This window comes from Mesorhizobium denitrificans (assembly GCF_003403035.1).
GTDB lineage: Bacteria > Pseudomonadota > Alphaproteobacteria > Rhizobiales > Rhizobiaceae > Mesorhizobium_G > Mesorhizobium_G denitrificans.
In genome coordinates this window covers 236,826-258,207 of the sequence record NZ_QURN01000005.1, presented here as the reverse complement: position 1 = coordinate 258,207, position 21,382 = coordinate 236,826, and the positions used below count along the sequence as shown (strand labels likewise).

16 protein-coding genes are annotated in these 21,382 nt (G+C 58.8%); all 16 read left to right on the top strand.

Features of this window, described 5'->3' with window-relative positions; all coding sequences use genetic code 11:
• Positions 1-31: 31 nt before the first annotated feature.
• The 16 genes from DY251_RS08115 to ligA all read left to right on the top strand — a co-directional run bounded on the left by DY251_RS08115 (position 32) and on the right by ligA (position 21,360).
• Positions 32-1,486 (top strand): UDP-N-acetylmuramoyl-L-alanyl-D-glutamate--2,6-diaminopimelate ligase, encoded by a 1,455-nt coding sequence (locus tag DY251_RS08115; RefSeq protein ID WP_116623368.1) that lies wholly within the window; start codon positions 32-34, stop codon positions 1,484-1,486.
• Positions 1,483-2,916: a UDP-N-acetylmuramoylalanyl-D-glutamyl-2,6-diaminopimelate--D-alanyl-D-alanine ligase gene (locus DY251_RS08110; protein WP_116623367.1), complete on the top strand. Its 1,434-nt coding sequence runs from the start codon at positions 1,483-1,485 to the stop codon at positions 2,914-2,916. The genes DY251_RS08115 and DY251_RS08110 overlap by 4 nt, the downstream gene beginning before the upstream one ends.
• A 25-nt stretch (positions 2,917-2,941) precedes the next feature.
• Positions 2,942-4,024: a phospho-N-acetylmuramoyl-pentapeptide-transferase gene (gene mraY, locus DY251_RS08105; protein WP_116623366.1), complete on the top strand. Its 1,083-nt coding sequence runs from the start codon at positions 2,942-2,944 to the stop codon at positions 4,022-4,024.
• A 4-nt stretch (positions 4,025-4,028) separates the two neighbouring features.
• Positions 4,029-5,426 (top strand): UDP-N-acetylmuramoyl-L-alanine--D-glutamate ligase, encoded by a 1,398-nt coding sequence (gene murD / locus DY251_RS08100; RefSeq protein WP_116623365.1) that lies wholly within the window; start codon positions 4,029-4,031, stop codon positions 5,424-5,426.
• Positions 5,426-6,574, top strand: a complete 1,149-nt coding sequence (ftsW, locus tag DY251_RS08095; RefSeq protein WP_116623364.1) for a putative lipid II flippase FtsW — start codon at positions 5,426-5,428, stop codon at positions 6,572-6,574. Before murD ends, ftsW begins: the two co-directional genes overlap by 1 nt.
• Complete coding sequence (gene murG, locus DY251_RS08090) at positions 6,574-7,701, top strand: undecaprenyldiphospho-muramoylpentapeptide beta-N-acetylglucosaminyltransferase (protein ID WP_116623363.1); 1,128 nt, start codon at positions 6,574-6,576, stop codon at positions 7,699-7,701. Before ftsW ends, murG begins: the two co-directional genes overlap by 1 nt.
• Positions 7,698-9,104 (top strand): UDP-N-acetylmuramate--L-alanine ligase, encoded by a 1,407-nt coding sequence (gene murC, locus DY251_RS08085; protein ID WP_116623362.1) that lies wholly within the window; start codon positions 7,698-7,700, stop codon positions 9,102-9,104. Before murG ends, murC begins: the two co-directional genes overlap by 4 nt.
• Positions 9,101-10,066, top strand: coding sequence for a UDP-N-acetylmuramate dehydrogenase (gene murB, locus DY251_RS08080; protein ID WP_116623361.1), 966 nt, complete (start codon positions 9,101-9,103; stop codon positions 10,064-10,066). The genes murC and murB overlap by 4 nt, the downstream gene beginning before the upstream one ends.
• A 232-nt stretch (positions 10,067-10,298) precedes the next feature.
• Positions 10,299-11,225: a D-alanine--D-alanine ligase gene (locus DY251_RS08075; protein WP_116623360.1), complete on the top strand. Its 927-nt coding sequence runs from the start codon at positions 10,299-10,301 to the stop codon at positions 11,223-11,225.
• Between the two features lie 14 nt (positions 11,226-11,239).
• Complete coding sequence (locus DY251_RS08070) at positions 11,240-12,157, top strand: cell division protein FtsQ/DivIB (protein WP_116623359.1); 918 nt, start codon at positions 11,240-11,242, stop codon at positions 12,155-12,157.
• Positions 12,154-13,461 (top strand): cell division protein FtsA, encoded by a 1,308-nt coding sequence (gene ftsA, locus DY251_RS08065; protein WP_116623358.1) that lies wholly within the window; start codon positions 12,154-12,156, stop codon positions 13,459-13,461. Before DY251_RS08070 ends, ftsA begins: the two co-directional genes overlap by 4 nt.
• Positions 13,462-13,525: 64 nt before the next feature.
• A complete protein-coding gene (gene ftsZ, locus DY251_RS08060; RefSeq protein ID WP_116623357.1) occupies positions 13,526-15,178 on the top strand; it encodes a cell division protein FtsZ in 1,653 nt (550 codons plus the stop codon).
• A 292-nt stretch (positions 15,179-15,470) separates the two neighbouring features.
• Entirely contained in the window at positions 15,471-16,409 is a 939-nt protein-coding gene (gene lpxC / locus DY251_RS08055; RefSeq protein ID WP_116623356.1) for a UDP-3-O-acyl-N-acetylglucosamine deacetylase, read from the top strand.
• Positions 16,410-16,611: 202 nt separating this feature from the next.
• Complete coding sequence (locus DY251_RS08050) at positions 16,612-17,469, top strand: outer membrane protein assembly factor BamD (RefSeq protein WP_116623466.1); 858 nt, start codon at positions 16,612-16,614, stop codon at positions 17,467-17,469.
• A gap of 33 nt (positions 17,470-17,502) precedes the next feature.
• Positions 17,503-19,158, top strand: a complete 1,656-nt coding sequence (recN, locus tag DY251_RS08045) for a DNA repair protein RecN (RefSeq protein WP_116623355.1) — start codon at positions 17,503-17,505, stop codon at positions 19,156-19,158.
• 81 nt (positions 19,159-19,239) lie between these two features.
• Entirely contained in the window at positions 19,240-21,360 is a 2,121-nt protein-coding gene (gene ligA, locus DY251_RS08040) for an NAD-dependent DNA ligase LigA (protein ID WP_116623354.1), read from the top strand.
• Positions 21,361-21,382 lie beyond the last annotated feature (22 nt).

Here is a 21,382-nt window from a genome sequence, read left to right as displayed (position 1 = left end):
CGAGAATTTCCTGAGCTAGTGAACGAATTTCATGCGCTTTTCTGAATTTGCCGATGTCCTTCCTTCTGAAAACTCCCTTTCGGGAGCTTTTGACGTTGCGGGCGTTACTTCAGACTCTCGGCACGTTGCACCGGGGGCGCTTTTTTTTGCGGTTGCCGGTTCCAAAGCCGATGGTGCTGCCTATGCCGCCGACGCGGCGCGCAAAGGCGCAGCAGCAATCGTTGCCGGTCTGGGCGCTGATCTCGGCCCGCTGACCATTCCCGCCATCCGTGTAGAAGATCCCCGACGCGCATTGGCACTGGTTGCGGCGCGCTTTTATGGAGCGCAGCCTGCTACGATGGTTGCAGTTACAGGCACTAGCGGCAAAACCTCGGTCGCTTCGTTCACGCGACAGATCTGGGAGTATGATGGCCTCGCCGCCGCCAGCATTGGTACGACCGGCGTGGTTGCGCCGGGCCGTAACGATTACGGCTCGCTGACAACGCCCGATCCGGTCGCGCTGCATAAACTGCTGTCAGAACTTGCAACATCCGGCGTTACCCACGCCGCGATGGAAGCTTCGAGCCACGGCCTCGACCAGCGCCGCTTGGATGGTGTTCGCCTCGCCGCTGCCGGTTTCACCAATCTTGGTCGTGACCACATGGATTATCATCCTACGGTCGAGGACTATCTGAACGCCAAGATGCGGCTCTTCGATACGCTGCTTCCGAAAAGCGCGCCCGCCGTCATTTTCGCTGACGATCCATATTCAACCCCCGCTATCAAGGCTGCCACTGCGGCTGGGCTTGATGTTCGCACAGTTGGCCGCCACGGCGATTTTCTGCAACTGAAGCGCGTCGAGCACGAGCGCTATCGTCAGCGTGCGGAAATCGCTGCAGGTGGTGAGATTTTTGAAGTCGATTTGCCATTGGCGGGTGACTTCCAGATTTACAACGCGCTCGTCGCAGTGGGTCTGGCGATCTCAACCGGCGTTCCCTTCGCCAAGGCCATGAAAGCTTTGGAGAAATTAAAGGGCGCTTCTGGCCGTCTTGAACTCGTCGGAACAACTCCAACCGGGGCGCCCGCCTACGTCGATTACGCGCATAAACCGGATGCATTGGAAAACGTGCTGAGTTCTGTGCGCCCCTTCACGACTGGTCGCATCATTGTGGTTTTCGGCTGCGGCGGCGATCGGGATCGTGGCAAGCGTCCAATTATGGGCGAAATCGCCACGCGCCTTGCTGATGTGACCATCGTTACCGACGATAATCCGCGCTCTGAGGTTCCCGCAGAAATTCGCGCGGCAATCATGGCCGCAGCGCCCGGCGCCATTGAAATCGGCGATCGTCGCGAGGCTATTCACGAAGCCGTGTCGATGCTCAAGGCGGGTGATACGCTGATTGTTGCGGGCAAAGGCCATGAAGAAGGCCAGACCATCGGCGCTGAGACTTTTCCCTTCTCGGATCATGACGAAGTGCGCAAAGCGCTTAAGGAATGGTCTGCATGAACCATCTCTGGACCGCCGACGAAATCATTGAAGCGACTGGCGGCCGGCCGTTCGGCACAATGCCTGAAAGCGTTGGCGGTATTTCCATCGACAGCCGCAGCCTGACGCCGGGCGATGCGTTCTTCGCGATCAAGGGCGATGCGATGGATGGCCATGATTTCATCACAGCTGCCGTCGCAGCGGGTGCGGCGCTGTTCATTGTTTCAGAAGGCAAATTGCCTGCTCTTGGGCGACTCAACATTCCCATGATCGTCGTGCCGGATGTGCTTGCTGCATTGGAAAAGCTCGGCGTTGCGGCGCGGGCGCGCACGAAGGCGAAGGTAATCGCCGTTACTGGTTCTGCGGGCAAAACCAGCACCAAGGAAGCGCTGCGCCACTGTTTGTCAGCGGTTGGGCAAGTTCACGCCTCGGACAAGTCTTTCAACAATCATTGGGGTGTGCCGCTTAGCCTCGCGCGTATGCCCGCCGATTGCCAATATGCGATCTTTGAAATCGGTATGAACCACCCGGATGAAATCCGTCCGCTGGTCAAGATGGTTCGTCCGCATGTTGCGTTGGTCACGCTTATTGCAGCTGCGCATCTTGGCCATTTCAAGAACCTTGCAGAAATTGCCAAGGCCAAGGCTGAGATTTTCGAGGGACTGGTTCCGAACGGGACTGCGCTTATCAATCGCGACGATGCGCATTGGAAATCGCTGGAGAAAGACGCCACTGCGGCTGGCGTGAAGAACATCGCCTTTTTCGGTGAGCATATCCGCGCAACCTATCGGCTGCTTGATATAAAGCTGCACTCTGATCATTCCACGTTTGTCGCGAAGATTGGCGGCAAGGAAATTCTGGCGCGCGTCGGCGCTGCAGGTCGTCACATGGTGCAAAACGCGCTTGCCGTTCTTGCCTGTGCGCACCTTGTTGGCGCAGCACTTCCTGCTGTGGCTCTCGCGCTGGGCGATCTCAAAGCCGAGGCCGGTCGTGGTAAGCGCCATCGTCTGCGCCACCCGAAGGGCGCGTTTACGCTCATCGACGAAAGCTACAACGCCAATCCAGCTTCCATGCAGGCCGCGCTATCGCTTCTGAAGGCTATGGAAATACCCGAGCGTGGCAAGCGCATCGCCGTGCTGGGCGATATGCTGGAGCTTGGCAATCATTCGCCAAAGCTTCATGTCGAGCTTGGCGAATTGCTGGTCGATGCAGGCGCGCAGCGTGTGTTTCTGGGCGGTGAAGCCATGCGCGCACTCGCAGATGCGATGCCTCAAGGTATCAAATTCGAGTATCGCGCAAAGACGGATGAATTGCTTCCGCTTGTTTTGGCGGCAGTGCGGCCGGGGGATGCGGTCGTGGTTAAGTCGTCAAAATCGACGGGCTTTTCCAAAATCGTCGATGCAATGCTGAAACAGTTTCCGGCAGACACCGGAAACGCAAAAGCGTCTTAGCAGGGGCGGGGGACAAGCCAGACCGATGCTTACATTTCTGGTCAATTTTGCGGAACATGTCTCGTTCTTCAACGTGTTTCGCTACATCACTTTCCGCACCGGTGGAGCCCTGATCACATCAGCGCTGATCGTTTTCATTTTTGGACCCCAGATTATCAATTCGCTGCGCGTCAGGCAGGGCAAGGGCCAGCCAATCCGTGCAGACGGACCCCAAACCCATTTCAAGAAGGCGGGCACCCCGACAATGGGTGGCCTGATGATACTCAGCGGCATCATCGTCTCGACGCTGCTTTGGACAAATCTGTCCTCTATTTATGTCTGGGTGGTGCTGCTGGTGGCGCTCGGTTTCGGTGCAATCGGCTTCTATGACGACTATCTCAAGGTCACAAAACAGTCGCATCTCGGTCTTTCGGGCAAGAAGCGCCTCGGCATCGAATTCATTATCGCGGCTGTGGCTGTAACGATCATCACCTGGGCCGGTCAGTCGCCATTTTCTACCTCGCTGACATTCCCGTTCTTTAAAGACGTATTGCTGAATCTCGGCTGGTTTTTCGTTCCGTTTGGCTGTTTCGTCATTGTCGGGGCCGGCAATGCGGTAAACCTGACCGACGGTCTGGACGGCCTCGCCATCGTGCCTATCATGATTGCCGCCGCAACCTTCGGCGTTATCGCTTATCTTTCGGGTAACGCGGTCTTCGCTGATTATCTGCAAATTCACTTCGTTCCCGGCACCGGCGAACTCGCCGTTGTGCTTGGCTCGGTCATTGGCGCGGGCCTCGGCTTTTTATGGTTCAACGCTCCGCCCGCCGCGATCTTCATGGGCGACACGGGTTCGCTCGCGCTCGGCGGGCTCATTGGCACCATCGCGGTAGCGATCAAGCACGAGATCGTGCTTGCGATCGTCGGAGGCCTGTTCGTCATGGAAGCGCTGTCGGTCATCATTCAGGTCGGCGTATTCAAGATGACCGGCAAGCGGGTCTTCCTGATGGCCCCGATTCATCACCATTTCGAAAAACTCGGCTGGACGGAGAGTCAGGTCGTGATCCGCTTCTGGATCATCGCCGTCATTCTCGCGCTCCTCGGCCTCTCCACCCTCAAGCTGAGGTAGTATCGTGATTCCAGCGTCGTCCTTTAGCGGCAGGCGGGTAGCTCTCTTCGGGCTTGGCGGTTCCGGCATGGCCACGGCACGCTCGCTTATCGAAGGCGGCGCTCAGGTCGTTTGTTGGGATGACAACCCCGAAAGCGTGGCAAAGGCGGAAGACGAAGGTCTTCCTGTTGGCGATCTGCGTGGCGAGGACTGGTCGCGCTTCTGCTCATTCGTGCTGTCGCCGGGCGTTCCGCTCACGCATCCCAAGCCCCATTGGACAGTCGAGTTGGCCCGCGCCGCGGGTGTCGAGATCATCGGTGATGTCGAATTATTCGTGCGAGAGCGCAATCTTCGCGCGCCGGATGCGCCATTCTTCGCCATCACCGGCACGAACGGCAAGTCAACAACCACGGCGCTCACCGCGCATATTCTCAGATCAGCCGGTCGTGATGCGCAGATGGGCGGCAATATTGGCCGTGCAGTCATGACACTCGATCCGCCTGCGCCGAGCCGCTTTTACGTTATCGAGTGCTCGTCCTATCAGATCGACCTCGCACCTTCGATCAATCCGACGGCAGGCGTGCTGCTCAACCTCACGCCGGACCACCTTGACCGTCACGGCACGATGCAGCGTTACGCGGCCATCAAGGAACAGTTGGTCGGTGGTTCGCAGACAGCCATTGTCGGCGTGGACGATCCATTCTGCGCGCAAATCGCGGACAGGCTCGAACTGGCAGGTCGCAAGGTCGTGCGCATTTCCAAGCGTCTTTCGCTTACCGATGGATATTACGCAGAGGGCACGGATTTGATGGAGGCGAAGGACGGCCATTACAGCCGTATCGCTTTCCTCGAAGGTATTGGCTCGTTGCGCGGGCAGCACAATGCGCAAAACGCGCTGGCTGCCGTTGTAGCTTGCCTCGCGGTTGGGCTTGATCTGGGCGAAATCCAGTCAGGTCTGGAGAGCTTTCCGGGTCTTGCGCATCGCATGGAACAGGTTGGACGCAAGGACAATGTCCTGTTCGTCAACGACTCCAAGGCCACCAATGCGGATGCTTCTGCGCCCGCGCTGTCCAGCTTCCCGCGCATCTATTGGATTGCGGGCGGCTTGCCGAAAGAGGGTGGCATAGAACCGTTGCGCGGCCTCTTTCCGCGAATCGCTCGTGCCTACTTGATTGGCGAGGCCGCACCGGCTTTTTCCGCTACGCTCGGCGGCTCGGTACCATACGAGATTTCCGGCACGCTCACGGCAGCCGTGGAACACGCCGCGCAGGATGCCGCAAAGGACGAAAGCGGAGAGGTGGTTGTGCTGTTATCGCCTGCCTGTGCCAGCTTCGATCAATTCAAGAATTTCGAGGTCCGTGGGGACGCCTTCCGCAAGGCTGTCCACTCGATTGAAGGTATCACACTGCTCGGAGGGGAATAATGCTGAGCCGTCTGGATAAAAGCCCTGTTGCCACCTGGTGGTGGACTGTTGATCGCTGGTTTCTCGCGGCGTTTCTATCGCTCATGGGGTTAGGCATTGTGCTGTCCTTCGCGGCCAGCCCCGCCGTCGCGGATCGCATCGGTCTGGATACGTTCCATTTTGCGACCCGCCAGATCATGTTCATGATCCCGGCGCTCGGTGCGATGCTTGCGGTTTCATTTCTCTCGCCCCGGCAAGTCAGGCGCATGGCGCTCATCATGCTCGGAATATTCCTCGTCATGATGGTTGCTGTGCTGTTCATGGGTGTGGAAGTGAAGGGCGCGCGGCGCTGGCTATCGTTCGGCGGCCTTTCTGTTCAGCCCTCCGAGTTCCTCAAGCCCGCCTTCGTCGTCATCTGCGCATGGCTGTTTGCGGAGCAGGCCAAGCGCACAATTCCCGGCAATATACTGGCAATTGGATTGCTTGCGGTTGTCATCAGCCTGCTCGTGCTTCAACCCGATCTCGGTCAAACCATGCTCACGCTCGGCACGTGGGGCGTGATGTTCTTCCTCGCGGGCATGTCGTGGTTCTGGATCGCGCTATTCGGCGGCGTCGGCGTAACAGGTGCATTCGCCGCCTATACGATCTTCCCCCACGTCGCGAGCCGTCTCGACCGATTCCTGTCGGGCGAGGGTGATATGTATCAGGTCGATATGGGCCGCGATGCGGTAATCGCCGGCGGCTGGTTCGGTGTTGGCCCCGGTGAAGGCGTCGTGAAGCGCATGATCCCCGACAGCCACGCAGACTTCGTGTTTTCCGTTGCGGGCGAAGAGTTCGGCATTATGGCGTGCATGCTCATCATGTCCATCTTCGCTTTCATCGTCCTGCGTGGCATGAAGATTGCGCTCAAGGAGCATGATGAGTTCACTCGGCTGGCCGTCGCCGGTCTGGTCACGGTGTTCGGCTTCCAGTCCATCATCAATATGGGTGTGAACCTGCAATTGCTGCCCGCAAAGGGCATGACGCTGCCATTCATTTCCTATGGCGGTTCTTCGCTGATCGCTATTGCAATTTCGATGGGCATGGTGCTGGCGCTCACGAGGCGCGGACCTGAAAAGCTCAAGAACCATCGGCTTTCCATGCCACGCACTCTGGTTCCGGCTGAGTGATGGCGAAGCGCACCGCATTGCTTGCGGCAGGCGGTACGGGAGGCCATCTGTTTCCCGCCGAAGCGCTGGCGCATGAGTTGAAGGCGCGCGGGTGGTCCGTGCATCTGGCAAGCGATGATCGTGCAAACCGCTATGCCGGATCGTTTCCTGCCGATGCGATTCATCCGATTGCGTCGGCAACATTTGGCTCCAAGAATCCGGTCGCTCTGGCGAAATCCTTTTGGACCATCTGGAAGGGTGTCCGGCAGGCATCGGGCGTTATCAAGAAAATCGACCCCGCAGTGGTGATCGGCTTTGGGGGCTATCCTACTCTGCCGCCGCTCTTCGCTGCGACCCGGCGCGGGGTGCCAAGCCTGATACACGAGCAAAACGCCGTCATGGGTCGCGCAAACCGCGCCTTGGCTGGTCGCGTTACGGCAATAGCAGGCGGCTTCCTCGATCCCGCCAAATCGGGCTACGCGGAAAAGACCTTCGTAACCGGCAATCCCGTGCGTCCCGCCGTGCTGGCTCTAGCTGGCGCGCCTTACGTGCAAGCGCGGTCCGCCGATCCGTTCAGCCTGCTGGTGTTTGGCGGCAGCCAAGGCGCGCAGTTCTTTTCTCAAGCTGTTCCGGCAGCAATCGCCAAGCTTCCGGCCAGTGAACGCAAGCGGCTCGTGCTGACCCAGCAGGCTCGCAAGGAAGATGCCGAAGGCGTTATTGCGGCTTATGCTGCACTCGGTGTACAGGCGGACGTCTCGCCCTTCTTCACCGATATGGCGCAGCGCATTGCTGATACTCAACTCGTCATTGCGCGTTCGGGCGCATCCACCGTTTCCGAAATCGGCATCATTGGTCGCCCCGCAATGCTGGTTCCATATCCGCACGCGCTCGACCACGATCAGGCCGCAAACGCCGCTGCACTGGAGGCTGCGGGCGGCGCAGAGGTCCACCAGCAATCCACGCTTTCGCCGGAGCGTCTTGCGGAATTGATTTTCGCCTTTATGACAAGCCCAACGCGACTCGCGACCATGGCGGCTGCGTCGCTTTCAGTGGGCAGGCCACACGCTGCGCAGTTGTTGGCCGATCTCGCAGAGGCCGTCGCCAGCCGTGCATCCTTGGAAACGTTCAGGAAGGAAACCAGCGCATGAAGATGCCGCAAACGATAGGGCTGGTGCATTTCATTGGCATTGGCGGCATCGGCATGAGCGGTATTGCCGAAGTCCTGCACAATCTGGGCTATCGTGTGCAGGGTTCCGATCAGGCCGACAGCGCCAATGTGCAGCGCCTGCGCGCCAAGGGCATCGAGTGCTTTGTTGGACATCGGGCGGAAAACATTGGCGATGCGGAAGTCGTCGTTGTTTCCACTGCCATCAAGAAAAGCAATCCCGAACTGATTGCTGCCCGCGAAAAGCTGCTGCCAATCGTTCGTCGCGCTGAAATGCTGGCGGAACTTATGCGCTTCCGCCAGGCGGTCGCCATTGGTGGCACGCATGGCAAAACCACTACAACGTCAATGGTCGCTACACTGCTGGAAGCCGGTGGTCTGGACCCGACCGTTATCAATGGCGGCATCATCAACGCTTACGGGACCAACGCACGCATGGGCGAGGGTGAGTGGATGGTGGTGGAAGCCGACGAGAGCGACGGGACGTTCCTCAAGCTGCCCGCGGACATCGCTGTTGTCACCAATATCGACCCCGAGCATCTCGATCATTACGGCACCTTCGACAAGGTGCGCGAGGCGTTCCGCCAGTTTGTCGAAAACGTTCCGTTCTATGGCTTCGGCGTCATGTGCACTGACCACCCGGAAGTGCAGGCGCTTGTCTCGCGCATCGAAGATCGCCGCGTCATAACCTACGGCGAAAATGCGCAGGCCGATGTGCGGTTCACCAATCACCGCATGGAGGGCGCGACCTCGCGCTTCGACGTTGTGATCCGTGATCGCAAGAGCGGCCAGCATACGACAATCAAGGATTTGTCATTGCCCATGCCGGGACGGCACAACGTTTCAAACGCCACTGCGGCAATCGCCGTTGCGCATGAGCTCGGGCTCGATGATGAGGCCGTCAAACGCGGGCTTTCGTCGTTCGGTGGTGTGAAGCGCCGTTTTACACCGACCGGCAACTGGAATGGCGTCCACGTCTTCGACGACTATGGACACCATCCGGTTGAGATCAAGGCGGTGCTCAGCGCGGCACGCGATGCCACCAAAGGCCGCATCATTGCTATCGCCCAACCGCATCGCTTCACACGCCTGCGTGACCTTTTTGATGAATTTTCCGCCTGTTTCAACGACGCAGACACCGTTCTGGTCGCGCCCGTTTATCCGGCTGGCGAAGACCCGATTGAAGGCGTGAACTCGCAAGCGCTCGTTTCGCGCATTCGCTCCGGCGGACATCGCGACGCGCGCCTGATTGAAAGTCCTACAGAAATCGCGCCGCTGGTGCGCAAGCTCGCGAAAGATGGCGATTTTGTCGTTTTCCTCGGCGCAGGCAACATCACGAATTGGGCCTATGCGCTTCCGAAGGAATTGGAAAGCGAGGCCGCATGAGTCGCGGGCAGGATCTTCTCGCACGCCTCGGCGATCAGCTATCAGCCATTCAGGGCCGTCTCACGCCGGATGCCGAGATGGACAAGATCACGTGGTTCCGCGCGGGCGGTAAAGCAGATATTCTTTTTCAACCGGCAGACGAGGCCGATCTCGCTGCCTTTCTGAAACTTCTTCCGGCTGATGTGCCGTTGCTGGTTGTGGGTGTCGGGTCGAACCTGCTTGTTCGCGAAGGCGGCGTACGTGGCGTGGTGATCCGGCTTTCCGCCAAAGGCTTTGGTGAGGCCGAACGCATTTCGGATACGCGCATCAGGGCAGGGGCCGCCTGTCCCGACAAGCGGGTCGCAGCGCTCGCGCTCGACTCCGGCATTGGCGGTTTTCATTTCTACCACGGCATTCCGGGCGCCATCGGCGGCGCACTGCGCATGAACGCCGGCGCAAATGGCGTCGAAACCCGCGAGCGGGTCATCGAGGTGCGCGCGCTAGATCGCCAAGGCAATGTCCATACGCTTTCAAATGCGGATATGGGTTATGCCTATCGCCACTCTTCCGCTCCTGCCGACTTCATTTTCGTGTCGGCTGTTTTCGAGGGCTATCCCGAAGATGCCGCGACCATCCGCGCAGCGATGGATGCCGTGCAGCATCATCGCGAAACAGTGCAGCCGATTCGCGAGAAAACGGGCGGCTCCACCTTCAAGAATCCAGAGGGTACCTCGGCGTGGAAAGAGATCGACCGCGCCGGTTGTCGCGGCTTGATGATCGGCGGCGCGCAGATGTCGCCCATGCATTGCAATTTCATGATCAACACCGGCAGCGCGACCGGCTACGACCTCGAATATCTTGGCGAAACAGTGCGCGCCCGCGTGCTGGAAACCTCTGGCATTCGGTTGCAATGGGAAATCAAGCGCGTTGGTGAGTTCAAGCTGGGCCGTGAGGTCCAGGAGTTTTTAGGGCAGCTTCTTTAGCTTCGCCAAACCGTTGCTAATGCGCATCATTTCGCGATGATCGGCATTTGATTCAAAAAATATGAATCAATCCGAGTCAAATGCGTTGCGCGCGAATCAAGTATATGATTCCTTGGGTTCAAGCGTTTCCTGATTTGAGTCGTAGCAACATCGTCCAACTGTCGCGGGCGGGTCGGCAGACTCTGGTTTGTGAAGCAGGACTAGGCAGCCCGATCAGAGGGGAAGACCGGGTATGGCATTAAAGCATGTGGCAGTTCTTATGGGAGGGTTCTCGTCCGAACGCCCTGTTTCTTTGTCATCCGGCGAAGCGTGCGCGAGAGCCCTTGAAGGTGAGGGATATCATGTCACTCGGGTCGATGTGGATCGCAATATTGCGACTGTACTGTCTAATCTGAAGCCGGACGTTGCTTTCAATGCGCTGCATGGGCCTTTCGGAGAAGATGGAACTATACAGGGCGTCCTTGAATATCTGCAGATCCCGTATACCCATTCGGGCGTGCTGGCCTCGGCGCTCGCTATGAACAAAGAGCGCGCAAAGGTTGTTACTCGCGCTGCCGGAATTCCGGTTGCTGAATCGAAAGTCGTGAACAGGTTCGCCATCGGCGCCAAGCATCCGATGAAGCCGCCTTATGTGGTCAAGCCCGTCAATGAAGGATCAAGCTTTGGCGTCGTGATCGTCAAGGAAGATCAGTCCCACGCGCCGCAAATCATCTCGTCGCCAGAATGGCGTTATGGCGAGCAGGTCATGGTGGAGCGCTATGTGCACGGCCGCGAGTTGACTTGCGCGGTCATGGGCGATGTTGCGCTTGGTGTCTGCGAAATCATCCCTACAGGTCATAGCTTTTACGATTATGACTCGAAATATGTGCCTGGCGGCTCAAAGCATGAGGTGCCGGCTAAAATTTCATTAAATATTTACCAAAAAGTTCAAACACTCGCGCTGGCGGCTCACCAAGCAATCGGATGCCGCGGGGTTTCGCGTTCCGACTTCCGCTATGATGATCGTTTCTCGGAGAATGGCGAGCTGATCTGGCTGGAGGTTAACACCCAGCCGGGCATGACGCCGACCTCGCTCGTACCAGATATTGCTTCGGCCGCAGGGCACTCGTTTGGCGAGTTATTGCGTTGGTTAGTGGAGGACGCGTCTTGTTCTCGGTGAGGCGATTGAATCGGATGTTGAACGGCCTTTGGCGGCCGGTTCCCGGCTCGCGCCTGGAAGCCGAGCAGGGCTTCGTTCTGCCTCGCCCTTTGCGCAAGCCAGTGCGTTTTCTAGCTCGCTATTGTCGGGGCGAAATCCAGCCTCCGCGCTATACCAACGCCGCCATGACGGCATTCCTTTTTGCTGCCACTGGCATTTACGGCACCTATCTCGGTGGGTTCATGCCGGATGTTGCGCAGGCGGTTACGGCTCGCACCGGTTTCGCTGTCGATGAGATCAATGTCACCGGCAATCGCGAAGTCTCGGAGATCGATGTTCTCGACCGCCTCGAGTTGACCGGCTGGACTTCACTGATCGGCTTTGATGCTTCCGCCGCGCGGGATCGCATTACGAAGCTGCCTTGGGTGGAGAATGCTTCGGTCCGCAAGATTTATCCCGATACAATCGAAGTGAAACTGGACGAGCGCAAGCCATTCGCCATCTGGCAACATGATGGCCAATTGTCGGTGATTGAGCGCTCCGGCAACATCATCGCCTCATACAATGATGGTACGCGCAGCCCGCTGCCGCTGTTGCTTGGTCTGGGCGCGCCGGAGGTTGGCGCAAACTTCGTTTCCAGCATGCAGGACCATCCCGACATCGCGACCCGCGTGCGCGCTTATATTCGTGTTGCCGATCGCCGCTGGGACTTGAAGCTCGATAATGGTGTGGACGTCATGTTGCCGGAAACCAGCGTTGATGAAGCGCTGGACAGGCTCGACAAGATGAGCCGTGAGCAAAAAATCTTTGATCGTGACATCGTTTCTATCGACCTGCGTCTCGCGGATCGTGCCGTCTTTGCTTTGACTGATGAAGCAATGATCCGCCGCGAAACAGAGTTGAAAGAACAGGCTGCCGCGAACCGCAAGAAAAAGCCGGAGACAAGAACATGAGCTGGCTCGCCGGCCAAAAGGATGGGGTGCAGCGGTCAGGCATCGTTACTGTGCTCGACGTCGGCTCAAGCAAGGTGTGCTGCGTTGTTGCGCGGCTCAAGCCTTGTGGTGACAGCCAGCTTCTTCGCGCTCGCACGCACAAGGCGCATGTCATTGGCATCGGCCATCAGAAATCGCAGGGCGTGAAGTCCGGCGTGGTGATTGATCTTGACCGCGCTGAGCAGTCGATCCGCCAGTGTGTTGATGCCGCTGAGCGAATGGCTGGACTTACGGTCGACTCGCTCATCGTGAATGTTTCCGCTGGCCGTATGCGCAGCGAATCCTTCTCCGCCACTATCAATCTGCGCGGTGGCGAAGTGAATGAGTACGACATCGATAAAGTGCTGGCTGCCGGCGCAAAACAGGCCATGAAAGCCGAGCGCCAGGTCATGCATTCGCTGCCGGTCGCCTTCTCGCTGGATCAGGAGCGCGGTGTGCGCGATCCCCGTGGCATGGTGGGCGAAACGCTCGGCGTGGACATGCATGTGCTGACCGGCGATGCAGCGCCGCTGCGCAATCTGGAAGCAGCAATTAATCGCTCGCATCTCAGCGTAGAGCGCATGGTCGCGACGCCTTACGCCAGCGGTTTGGCAGCGTTAGTCGACGATGAATTGGAAATGGGTGCGGCCTGCATCGATATGGGCGGCGGTACAACGACCGTTTCCGTGTTCTCGGAAGGAAAATTTGTTTACGCAGACTCGGTTCCTTTGGGCGGGAATCATGTAACGCTTGATTTGGCGCGCGGACTCTCTGTGCGCATTGAGGATGCAGAGCGTTTGAAGGTTATGCATAGTTCCGCATTGCCGGGCGGCGGTGACGACCATGACATCGTTAGCGTCAGCCCCATGAGCGGTGACGATCACGAGCCGCCATTGCAGGTGCCGCGTTCGGCCATCACGCGCATTGTGCGCGCTCGCGTTGACGAAACGCTCGAAATGCTGCGCGACAGGCTGGCCAAATCTGGCTACGGCGCGACTGTGGGACGTCGTGTGGTGCTTACCGGCGGCGCGAGCCAGCTTGCAGGACTGCCGGAGGCTGCGCGGCGCATCCTTGGAAGAAATGTGCGAATCGGTCGCCCGCTCGGCGTGGCCGGTTTGCCGGAAGCCGCTAAGGGCCCGGCATTCTCCACTGCGGTTGGTCTGCTGATCTATCCGCAACTGGCGACGTTCGAGAGTGAGAGCATCAACAGCAGTATGCGTTTCAAGTTGACCGGTACCGGGGGGCGGTTCCACCGGATGAGTCAGTGGATACGAGAAAGCTTCTAGTTTGGCAGGGGATAGCCCCATAGCGCCGCGCGGCGAGGCGGCAAAAAGGCAGAGGACAGACACAATGACGATCAATCTACAAAAGCCGGACATTACAGAACTTAAGCCACGCATCACTGTGTTCGGCGTTGGCGGTGGTGGCGGAAACGCAGTCAACAACATGATTTCCGCCGGTCTGCGCGGCGTTGAATTCGTGGTTGCAAATACTGATGCGCAAGCGCTGACAATGTCGAAGGCCGACCGGCTCATCCAGCTGGGCGCCAACGTCACTGAGGGCCTGGGGGCGGGTTCTCAGCCTGAAGTCGGTCGTGCTGCTGCCGAAGAGTGCATCGACGAAATCAACGATCATCTGTCAAATACGCATATGTGCTTCGTCACCGCAGGTATGGGCGGCGGCACCGGCACGGGCGCTGCTCCGGTTGTGGCGCGCGCTGCTCGCGAACGCGGCATCCTCACCGTCGGCGTCGTCACCAAGCCTTTCCATTTTGAAGGCATGCGCCGCATGAAAACTGCAGACCTCGGCATTGAGGAACTGCAGAAGAGCGTCGATACGCTCATCGTCATTCCGAACCAGAATCTGTTCCGTCTTGCCAATGACAAGACCACCTTCGCCGACGCGTTCGCGATGGCCGATCAGGTGCTTTATTCGGGCGTTGCCTGCATCACCGACCTGATGGTCAAGGAAGGTCTTATCAATCTCGATTTCGCTGACGTTCGCTCTGTCATGCGCGAGATGGGAAAGGCGATGATGGGCACCGGCGAAGCTTCAGGTGAAGGCCGTGCGATGGCCGCTGCCGAAGCTGCTATATCCAACCCGCTGCTTGACGAAACGTCGATGCGCGGCGCGAAGGGCCTGCTGATCTCCATCACCGGTGGTCGTGATCTTACGCTGTTTGAAGTTGACGAAGCTGCAACCCGCATCCGCGAGGAAGTGGACCAGGAAGCCAACATTATTCTTGGCGCAACCTTCGACGAAGATCTGGAAGGCGTTATTCGCGTGTCCGTCGTTGCCACCGGAATCGATAAGACGGCAGCGGAAATCGCAGCTACGCCAATCGCTATCCGTCAGCCGATCAAGCAGCAGCCTGCACCGCGTCCAGCGGCTGAGGCTCCAATTGCGGCCCAGAAGCCGGCTGTGTCAGATCCGGTTGCAGAAGCGATGCGCGCAGCCGAACAGGGTGGTTATGAAGCTCCGCGGGCCCAGGCGGTGCCCGCTGATGACTTTCGCCCCCAGAGCAAACTCTTTCAGCAGCCGCAACCAGTAGCCGCAGCTCCAGCGCAGGTCGCACAGCAGCCCGCTCCTCAGCCGGTTCGCGAAATGCCGCAGCCGATGCGTGAAATGCAGCAGGCTCCGCAGCAACGTATGCCACGTGTAGAGGATTTTCCTCCGGTCGTGCGTGCTGAGGTTGAAGCGAAGAGCCGTCCAGCGGCCGAGCAGCACGATAGCGGCCCGATGGGTCTGCTCAAGCGCCTGACCAGCGGACTGACCCGCCATGTTGAAGAGCCGGCGCGTCCGGTCGTTGCCGAACAGCCTCGCGAGCCGAAGCTGCGCCAAATGGCTCCGGAAGCTCGCCGCCTGAACACCAATGACGCGCAGCTTTATGCGCCGCGTCGCGGCCAGCTTGATGATCATGGTCGCCTGACGCCGCAGAACAAGGCGGTTCACGAGGAGGATCAGCTGGAGATTCCTGCTTTCCTTCGCCGGCAAGCGAACTAAATCCCGCCCCATATATTAACGGGTGCTAACCTTCGCGAAACACGGGCGTCATCGGCGCCCGTTTTCATTTTATAAAACATTCTGTTTTTCAATAGCTTGCGCTGATTCGGCGAAAGATTTTTGAGTAACAGTGGGTAAGAATCCGTGATTTGGCGTCTGCCACTTGCGCCATTATCTTCGCGGCGAAATCAGAGAGCTTTCCGGGGAGGGGACGCTTCTCGAAAAGTGCAGATGAGCAGGTGGTCACGAGACGAAAGCTTGGCCGCTCGCATGTAAGAGTACGGGGATTGAATTGCACGATTTGCAAACAACGCTGAAGGCGCGGGTTTCGCTGTCCGGTACGGGCGTTCATAGCGGTCAACCCGTTAGCATCCATTTCATCCCTGCGGATCCGGATACGGGCGTTATCTTCAATCTCGCTGAGAACGATGGCACGACGCGCGAAGTGCGTGCGCTTGTCTCGGAGGTTGGCGCGACTGATCTTTGCACCGCGCTTGGTGATCGCGGCGGCGCCTATGCTGCGACGGTTGAACACCTCATGGCTGCGCTTTCCGGCCTTGGCATCGACAATCTCATTGTCGAGCTCGATGGCAAGGAAGTTCCGATTCTTGATGGCAGCGCAGCAACCTTCGTGGACGCATTCGATCAGGTCGGGCTCGAAACCCAGCCGGTCAAGCGGCGCTATATCCGCGTCTTGAAGCCGGTTCGCATTGAAAACGGCGCCTCATGGGCGGAGTTCCGGCCTTACACCGGCACTCGTTTTGAGGTCGAAATCGATTTCGAAAATCCTGCCATTGGTCGTCAGGCTTATGCTGCTGATATGGATGCTGAAACGTTCCGCCGGGACATTGCTCGCGCGCGCACGTTCGGCTTTATGAAAGACGTAGAGCGTCTTTGGGCAGCAGGCTTTGCGCTCGGCGCATCGCTGGATAATTCGGTCGTTATTGGCGACGATAGCAAGATCATCAATGCAGAAGGTCTTCGCTATTCGAACGAGTTCGTGCGTCACAAGACGCTGGACGCAATGGGTGATCTGGCACTCGCTGGTGCGCGCTTCCTTGGTTGCTTCCGTTCATATCGCGGTGGACATCGCCTTAACGCGATGGCGTTGCAGCGATTGTTGTCTGATCGCACGGCGTTCGAATTTGTGGAAGCGGGCCGCCGTGAGCGTGGCCGCCGTGTGGACCTCGTGGCCGTAAACGCGCCCGTTTATGCGCCTTGGGTTCTCTGAAACCGTCAACCATCGTTAAGGTTTTTCGGGCTATTGCTGTGGGTAAGGCCTCGTCGCCTGTTAACTTTGCGACGATGCGTCGGCAGATTGCCACAAAAATGCACCATTGGCAGACCAATGCGTTGCCGCGATGGGGGCGTTTGTGGTTAATGGCCGCGTGTTTTTCGAATGTTCGAAGCGCCCGAAAGGCGGAATTGTAATCATGGCATTTGAACTTCTGAAATTACGGTTCACCCGCACATTGGTTTGCGCGTCGATTATCGTCACGCCGCTGGTCGTTTCGGGTTGCATGTCAAAAGACGATGACGTGGACCTCGCCACTTATGTCGACCAGACCGAACCGCCAGATCAGCTTTACAATCAGGGCCTTGCAAACTTGAACGCAGGCCGCCTTGGTGAAGCCAGCAAGAAGTTTCAGGCGCTTGATCGCCAGCATCCTTATTCAGACCAGGCACGCAAGGCTATGGTTATGGATGCGTTCGCCAGCTACAGGCAGGGCCGCTATCCGGACGCCATCAACGCCGGTCAGCGTTATGTGCAGCTTTATCCGTCGTCGCCCGACGCGGCTTATGCGCAGTATATTGTTGGCCTCAGCTATTTCCGCCAGATTCCAGACGTGACCCGCGACCAGAAGGCATCGCGTCGCGCCATCGAGGCGATGGAGGAGGTCGAGACTCGTTGGCCTGATTCGGAATATGTGGATGACGCAAACGAGAAGATTCGCTTTGCGCGCGACCAGCTCGCCGGCAAGGAAATGCAGGTTGGCCGCTATTATCTTGAGCGCCGCGAATATATCGCCGGCATCAAGCGCTTCCGTTATGTTGTGGAGAATTATTCCAACACGCGGCACGTGGAAGAAGCGCTCGCGCGCCTCACGGAAGCCTATTACGCTATGGGCTTGACCTCGGAAGCGCAGGCAGCAGCTGCGGTTCTGGGCCAGAATTACCCCGATAGCCCGTGGTACAAGGACAGCTACAAGCTGCTGCAGTCCAAGGGACTTGAGCCGCGCGAGAACAGCGGTTCGTGGCTTGCGAAGATCGCAAAGCCGGTTACGGGCTAGCCAGAAATACGGAATCTGATCTAAGAGGTCTCGATGCTTTCGAGACTGTCGATCCGCGACATCGTACTCATAGAACGGCTGGACATCGATCTGACGTCCGGCCTTTCTGTGTTGACTGGCGAAACTGGCGCGGGCAAGTCGATCCTGCTGGATGCGCTTTCGCTGGCGCTCGGCGCGCGCGGAGATGCCTCGCTCGTGCGGCAAGGCGCTGCGCAAGGGCAGGTTATTGCGGTTTTCGACGTTCCCGTCGGCCATCCCGTCCGCGCGCTTTTGGCTGAAAATGCTATCGAAGACGATGGCGATGTTATCCTGCGCCGCGTTCAGACAGCCGATGGCCGCACGCGTGTTTTCATCAATGATCAGCCTGCAAGTGTCACGCTCATGCGCGATCTTGGCCGTGCGCTGGTCGAAATTCACGGACAGCATGACGAGCGCGCGCTGGTTGATCCGGCTGCGCATCGCGCTTTGCTGGATGCGTTTGGCGGGCATACCGGCGCCCTGAACGCCTCCCGCGAAGCCTGGCGACAGTGGCGGCACGCGGAAGGCGCGTTGGCGCGGCTGAAAGCGCGCGTCGAATCGGCTGCGCGAGAGGCCGAATTCCTGCGTTCGTCGGTGGATGAACTTGTGCAGCTTGATCCTCAGCCCGGCGAGGAAAGTGCGCTGGCGGAAAAGCGCGCTGAAATGATGCGGTCTGAAAAGATTGCCGGAGATGTTCGCGAGGCCGAGGAAATGCTTGCCGGCCCATCTGCGCCGTCGCCGCAGCTTGCTGGTCTGCTGCGCCGTTTGCAGCGCAAGGCGGCGGATGTTCCGGGCCTGCTGGATGATGTCGTGCAGTCGCTCGACCAGGCATTGATTGCACTTGATGCCGCGCAGTCCGGTGTGCAAATCGCGCTGCGAACCATCGATTTCGAACCGCAGGCGCTTGAACGCGCGGAGGAACGTCTGTTCGCGTTGCGGGCAGTGGCGCGCAAGCACAATGTCGCCGTGGATGATCTCGCTGAATTGCGTGACACCATGTCCGCCAATCTGGCTGACCTGGATGCGGGCGCGGATCGCCTCTCAAAGCTCGAAGGCGAATCGATCGTTGCTCGCAAAACTTTTGACGATGCCGCCGCTCATCTCTCGGAATTGCGAGAATCGGCCGCCGCGGCACTTATGCAATCAGTCATGGCCGAGTTGCCTGCACTCAAGCTGGAGCGTGCAGAGTTCATCGTCGCCATTTCTACTGACGCTGAGAATCGCGCGGAAGAGGGCATTGACCAGATCGAGTTCTGGGTTCGCACCAATCCGGGCTCTCGCCCCGGTCCGATGATGAAAGTTGCCTCAGGTGGCGAGCTTTCGCGATTTCTGCTGGCGCTCAAAGTTGCGCTGGCGGATCGCGGTTCTGCGCCCACACTGGTTTTTGACGAGATCGATTCCGGCGTCGGCGGCGCGGTTGCTGATGCCATCGGCCAACGCCTCGAACGGCTTGCTGAGCGCGTTCAGGTGCTCACCGTCACGCATGCGCCACAGGTCGCCGCGCGTGCGCTCGCCCATTTCCTGATTTCCAAATCCGGGGCAGACCGCGTCGCGACGAAGGTGGAGCAGATGGATCAAGGTGCGCGGCAGGAAGAAATTGCGCGTATGCTGGCGGGCGCAACAATCACCGACGAGGCGCGTGCAGCAGCGGGCAAGTTGCTTGCGCGTTGACAGTAGACTTCGCCGCAGCCACTTGAAATTTCAGCCGCGCGGCAATCATAGTCCGGCTCGAATGGAAGCGGAGAAACGCCCATGTCCGACAAGTTGAAATCCGTCGAGGCACTGGACGAAATCGAAGCTGCGGAAGAGCTTGCGCGTCTCGCGCTGGAAATTTCCGGTCACGACGAACGCTATTATGCCGAGGACGCGCCCACCGTTTCAGACGCCGAGTATGACGCGTTGCGCCGGCGCAATTTGGCAATCGAGCAACGATTTCCCGCGTTGGTCCGCGAGGATTCACCGTCTCGTAAGGTCGGTGCTGCCGTATCCGCCAAGTTCGCCAAGGTCGCCCATGCGGTGCCTATGCTGTCGCTGGACAATGCTTTCAGTGATCAAGACGTTCGCGAGTTCGTTGAGCGTATCCGCCGCTTTTTGCGTCTCGCGCCGCATCAACCGGTTCCGATCACCGCAGAGCCGAAAATCGATGGCCTGTCCCTCTCTCTTCGCTATGAGTCTGGCCGGCTCGTGTCGGCGGCGACCCGTGGCGACGGAGCGGTCGGTGAAAACGTCACCGCCAATGCGCGCACCATCACCGACATTCCGAATGTGCTTTCCGGCGATGCACCCGACATTCTGGAGGTGCGCGGCGAGGTCTATATGAGCCATGCAGATTTTGCCGAGCTTAACCGCCGTAATGCTGCGGCGGAAAAGCAGATTTTCGCTAACCCGCGCAATGCGGCTGCTGGCTCGCTGCGTCAGTTGGATACGTCGATCACCGCCAGCCGTCCGCTCCGCTTCTTTGCCTATGCGTGGGGGGAGGTCAGCAAAATGCCTGCCGACACGCAGATGGGCATGGTCGCAGCATTCGCGAGCTATGGTTTCAAGACAAATCCGTTGATGCGGCTGTTCGACAATGTCGACGACATGCTGGCCCATTACCGGGCGGTTGAGGAGCAGCGAGCCACGCTCGGCTATGATATTGACGGTGTCGTCTACAAAGTGGATAGCCTTGAACTGCAGAGTAGGCTTGGCTTTGTATCCCGCTCGCCGCGCTGGGCCATCGCGCATAAATTCCCCGCCGAAAAGGCTTCGACGGTTCTCACCGGCATAGACATTCAGGTGGGCCGCACCGGCGCGCTTACGCCGGTTGCGCGTCTCGCGCCTGTGACTGTTGGCGGCGTCGTTGTAACCAACGCAACCTTGCACAATGAGGATTACATCAAGAGCCTCGATATTCGCGTTGGCGATACGGTGCGCATCCAGCGGGCAGGGGACGTCATCCCGCAGGTTCTCGGCGTGGAACTCGACAAGCGCCCCGCTGATGCTGCGCCATACGAGTTCCCGCACACCTGTCCGGTTTGCGGGAGTCATGCGGTTCGCGAAGATGGCGAGGCGGTGCGCCGTTGTACCGGTGGTCTCATCTGCAAGGCTCAAGCCGTCGAGCGGCTCCGTCATTTCGTTTCGCGCGGCGCGTTCGACATTGAAGGTCTTGGTGAAAAGCAGATCGAGTTCTTCTTCAACGCCGAGGATCCCGCGCTTTCCATCCACTCCCCGGCCGATATTTTCACGCTGCGCAAGCGGCAGGCCGAATCGCTCACCAAGCTGGAGAACATTGAGGGCTTCGGCACAACATCCGTGCGCAAGCTTTTCGACGCGATAGACGACCGCCGTACGATAGATTTTTGGCGCTTCCTGCACGGGCTTGGCCTCCGCCATGTTGGCGAAACCAATTCCAAGCGCCTCGCGCGGCATTTCATCGGCTTCGCAGCTTTGCGAGAGGCAGGCGAGCAAGCCGTCGCACCACAGGGCAAAGGCGATCCGGGCAACGCCGCGTGGCAGGAATTGCGCTCCGTTTCCGGCATCGGCGATGTGGTTGCCGAAGCCGTGGTCGATTTCTTCGGCGAAGAACACAATCGCGAAGTGCTGAATGCGTTGCTCGCTGAAGTGACGCCGCGTGATGAGGAGCGCATTGCCGCAAGCTCTTCGCCTGTAGCCGGCAAGACCGTGGTTTTCACCGGTTCGTTGGAAAAAATGTCGCGCGACGAGGCCAAGGCGATGGCCGAAAAGCTCGGTGCAAAAGTTTCCGGTTCTGTGTCCAAGAAAACCGATCTCGTCGTTGCTGGCCCCGGCGCGGGTTCCAAACTCAAACTCGCGACCGAATTAGGCATTGAAGTCATCACCGAGGATCAATGGTTCGAGCGGGTTGCTGGCTGATCCATCAATCGCGCTCACCGAA

Bases quoted from the DNA above. Each gene is read 5' to 3' on its own strand.
- murB (WP_116623361.1), top strand. From the start codon at position 9,101: ATGAGTCGCGGGCAGGATCTTCTCGCACGCCTCGGCGATCAGCTATCA.
- DY251_RS08070 (WP_116623359.1), top strand. From the start codon at position 11,240: ATGTTGAACGGCCTTTGGCGGCCGGTTCCCGGCTCGCGCCTGGAAGCC.
- DY251_RS08115 (WP_116623368.1), top strand. From the start codon at position 32: ATGCGCTTTTCTGAATTTGCCGATGTCCTTCCTTCTGAAAACTCCCTT.
- murC (WP_116623362.1), top strand. From the start codon at position 7,698: ATGAAGATGCCGCAAACGATAGGGCTGGTGCATTTCATTGGCATTGGC.
- ftsW (WP_116623364.1), top strand. From the start codon at position 5,426: ATGCTGAGCCGTCTGGATAAAAGCCCTGTTGCCACCTGGTGGTGGACT.
- DY251_RS08110 (WP_116623367.1), top strand. From the start codon at position 1,483: ATGAACCATCTCTGGACCGCCGACGAAATCATTGAAGCGACTGGCGGC.
- ligA (WP_116623354.1), top strand. From the start codon at position 19,240: ATGTCCGACAAGTTGAAATCCGTCGAGGCACTGGACGAAATCGAAGCT.
- DY251_RS08050 (WP_116623466.1), top strand. From the start codon at position 16,612: ATGGCATTTGAACTTCTGAAATTACGGTTCACCCGCACATTGGTTTGC.
- mraY (WP_116623366.1), top strand. From the start codon at position 2,942: ATGCTTACATTTCTGGTCAATTTTGCGGAACATGTCTCGTTCTTCAAC.
- ftsZ (WP_116623357.1), top strand. From the start codon at position 13,526: ATGACGATCAATCTACAAAAGCCGGACATTACAGAACTTAAGCCACGC.
- ftsA (WP_116623358.1), top strand. From the start codon at position 12,154: ATGAGCTGGCTCGCCGGCCAAAAGGATGGGGTGCAGCGGTCAGGCATC.
- murG (WP_116623363.1), top strand. From the start codon at position 6,574: ATGGCGAAGCGCACCGCATTGCTTGCGGCAGGCGGTACGGGAGGCCAT.
- recN (WP_116623355.1), top strand. From the start codon at position 17,503: ATGCTTTCGAGACTGTCGATCCGCGACATCGTACTCATAGAACGGCTG.
- DY251_RS08075 (WP_116623360.1), top strand. From the start codon at position 10,299: ATGGCATTAAAGCATGTGGCAGTTCTTATGGGAGGGTTCTCGTCCGAA.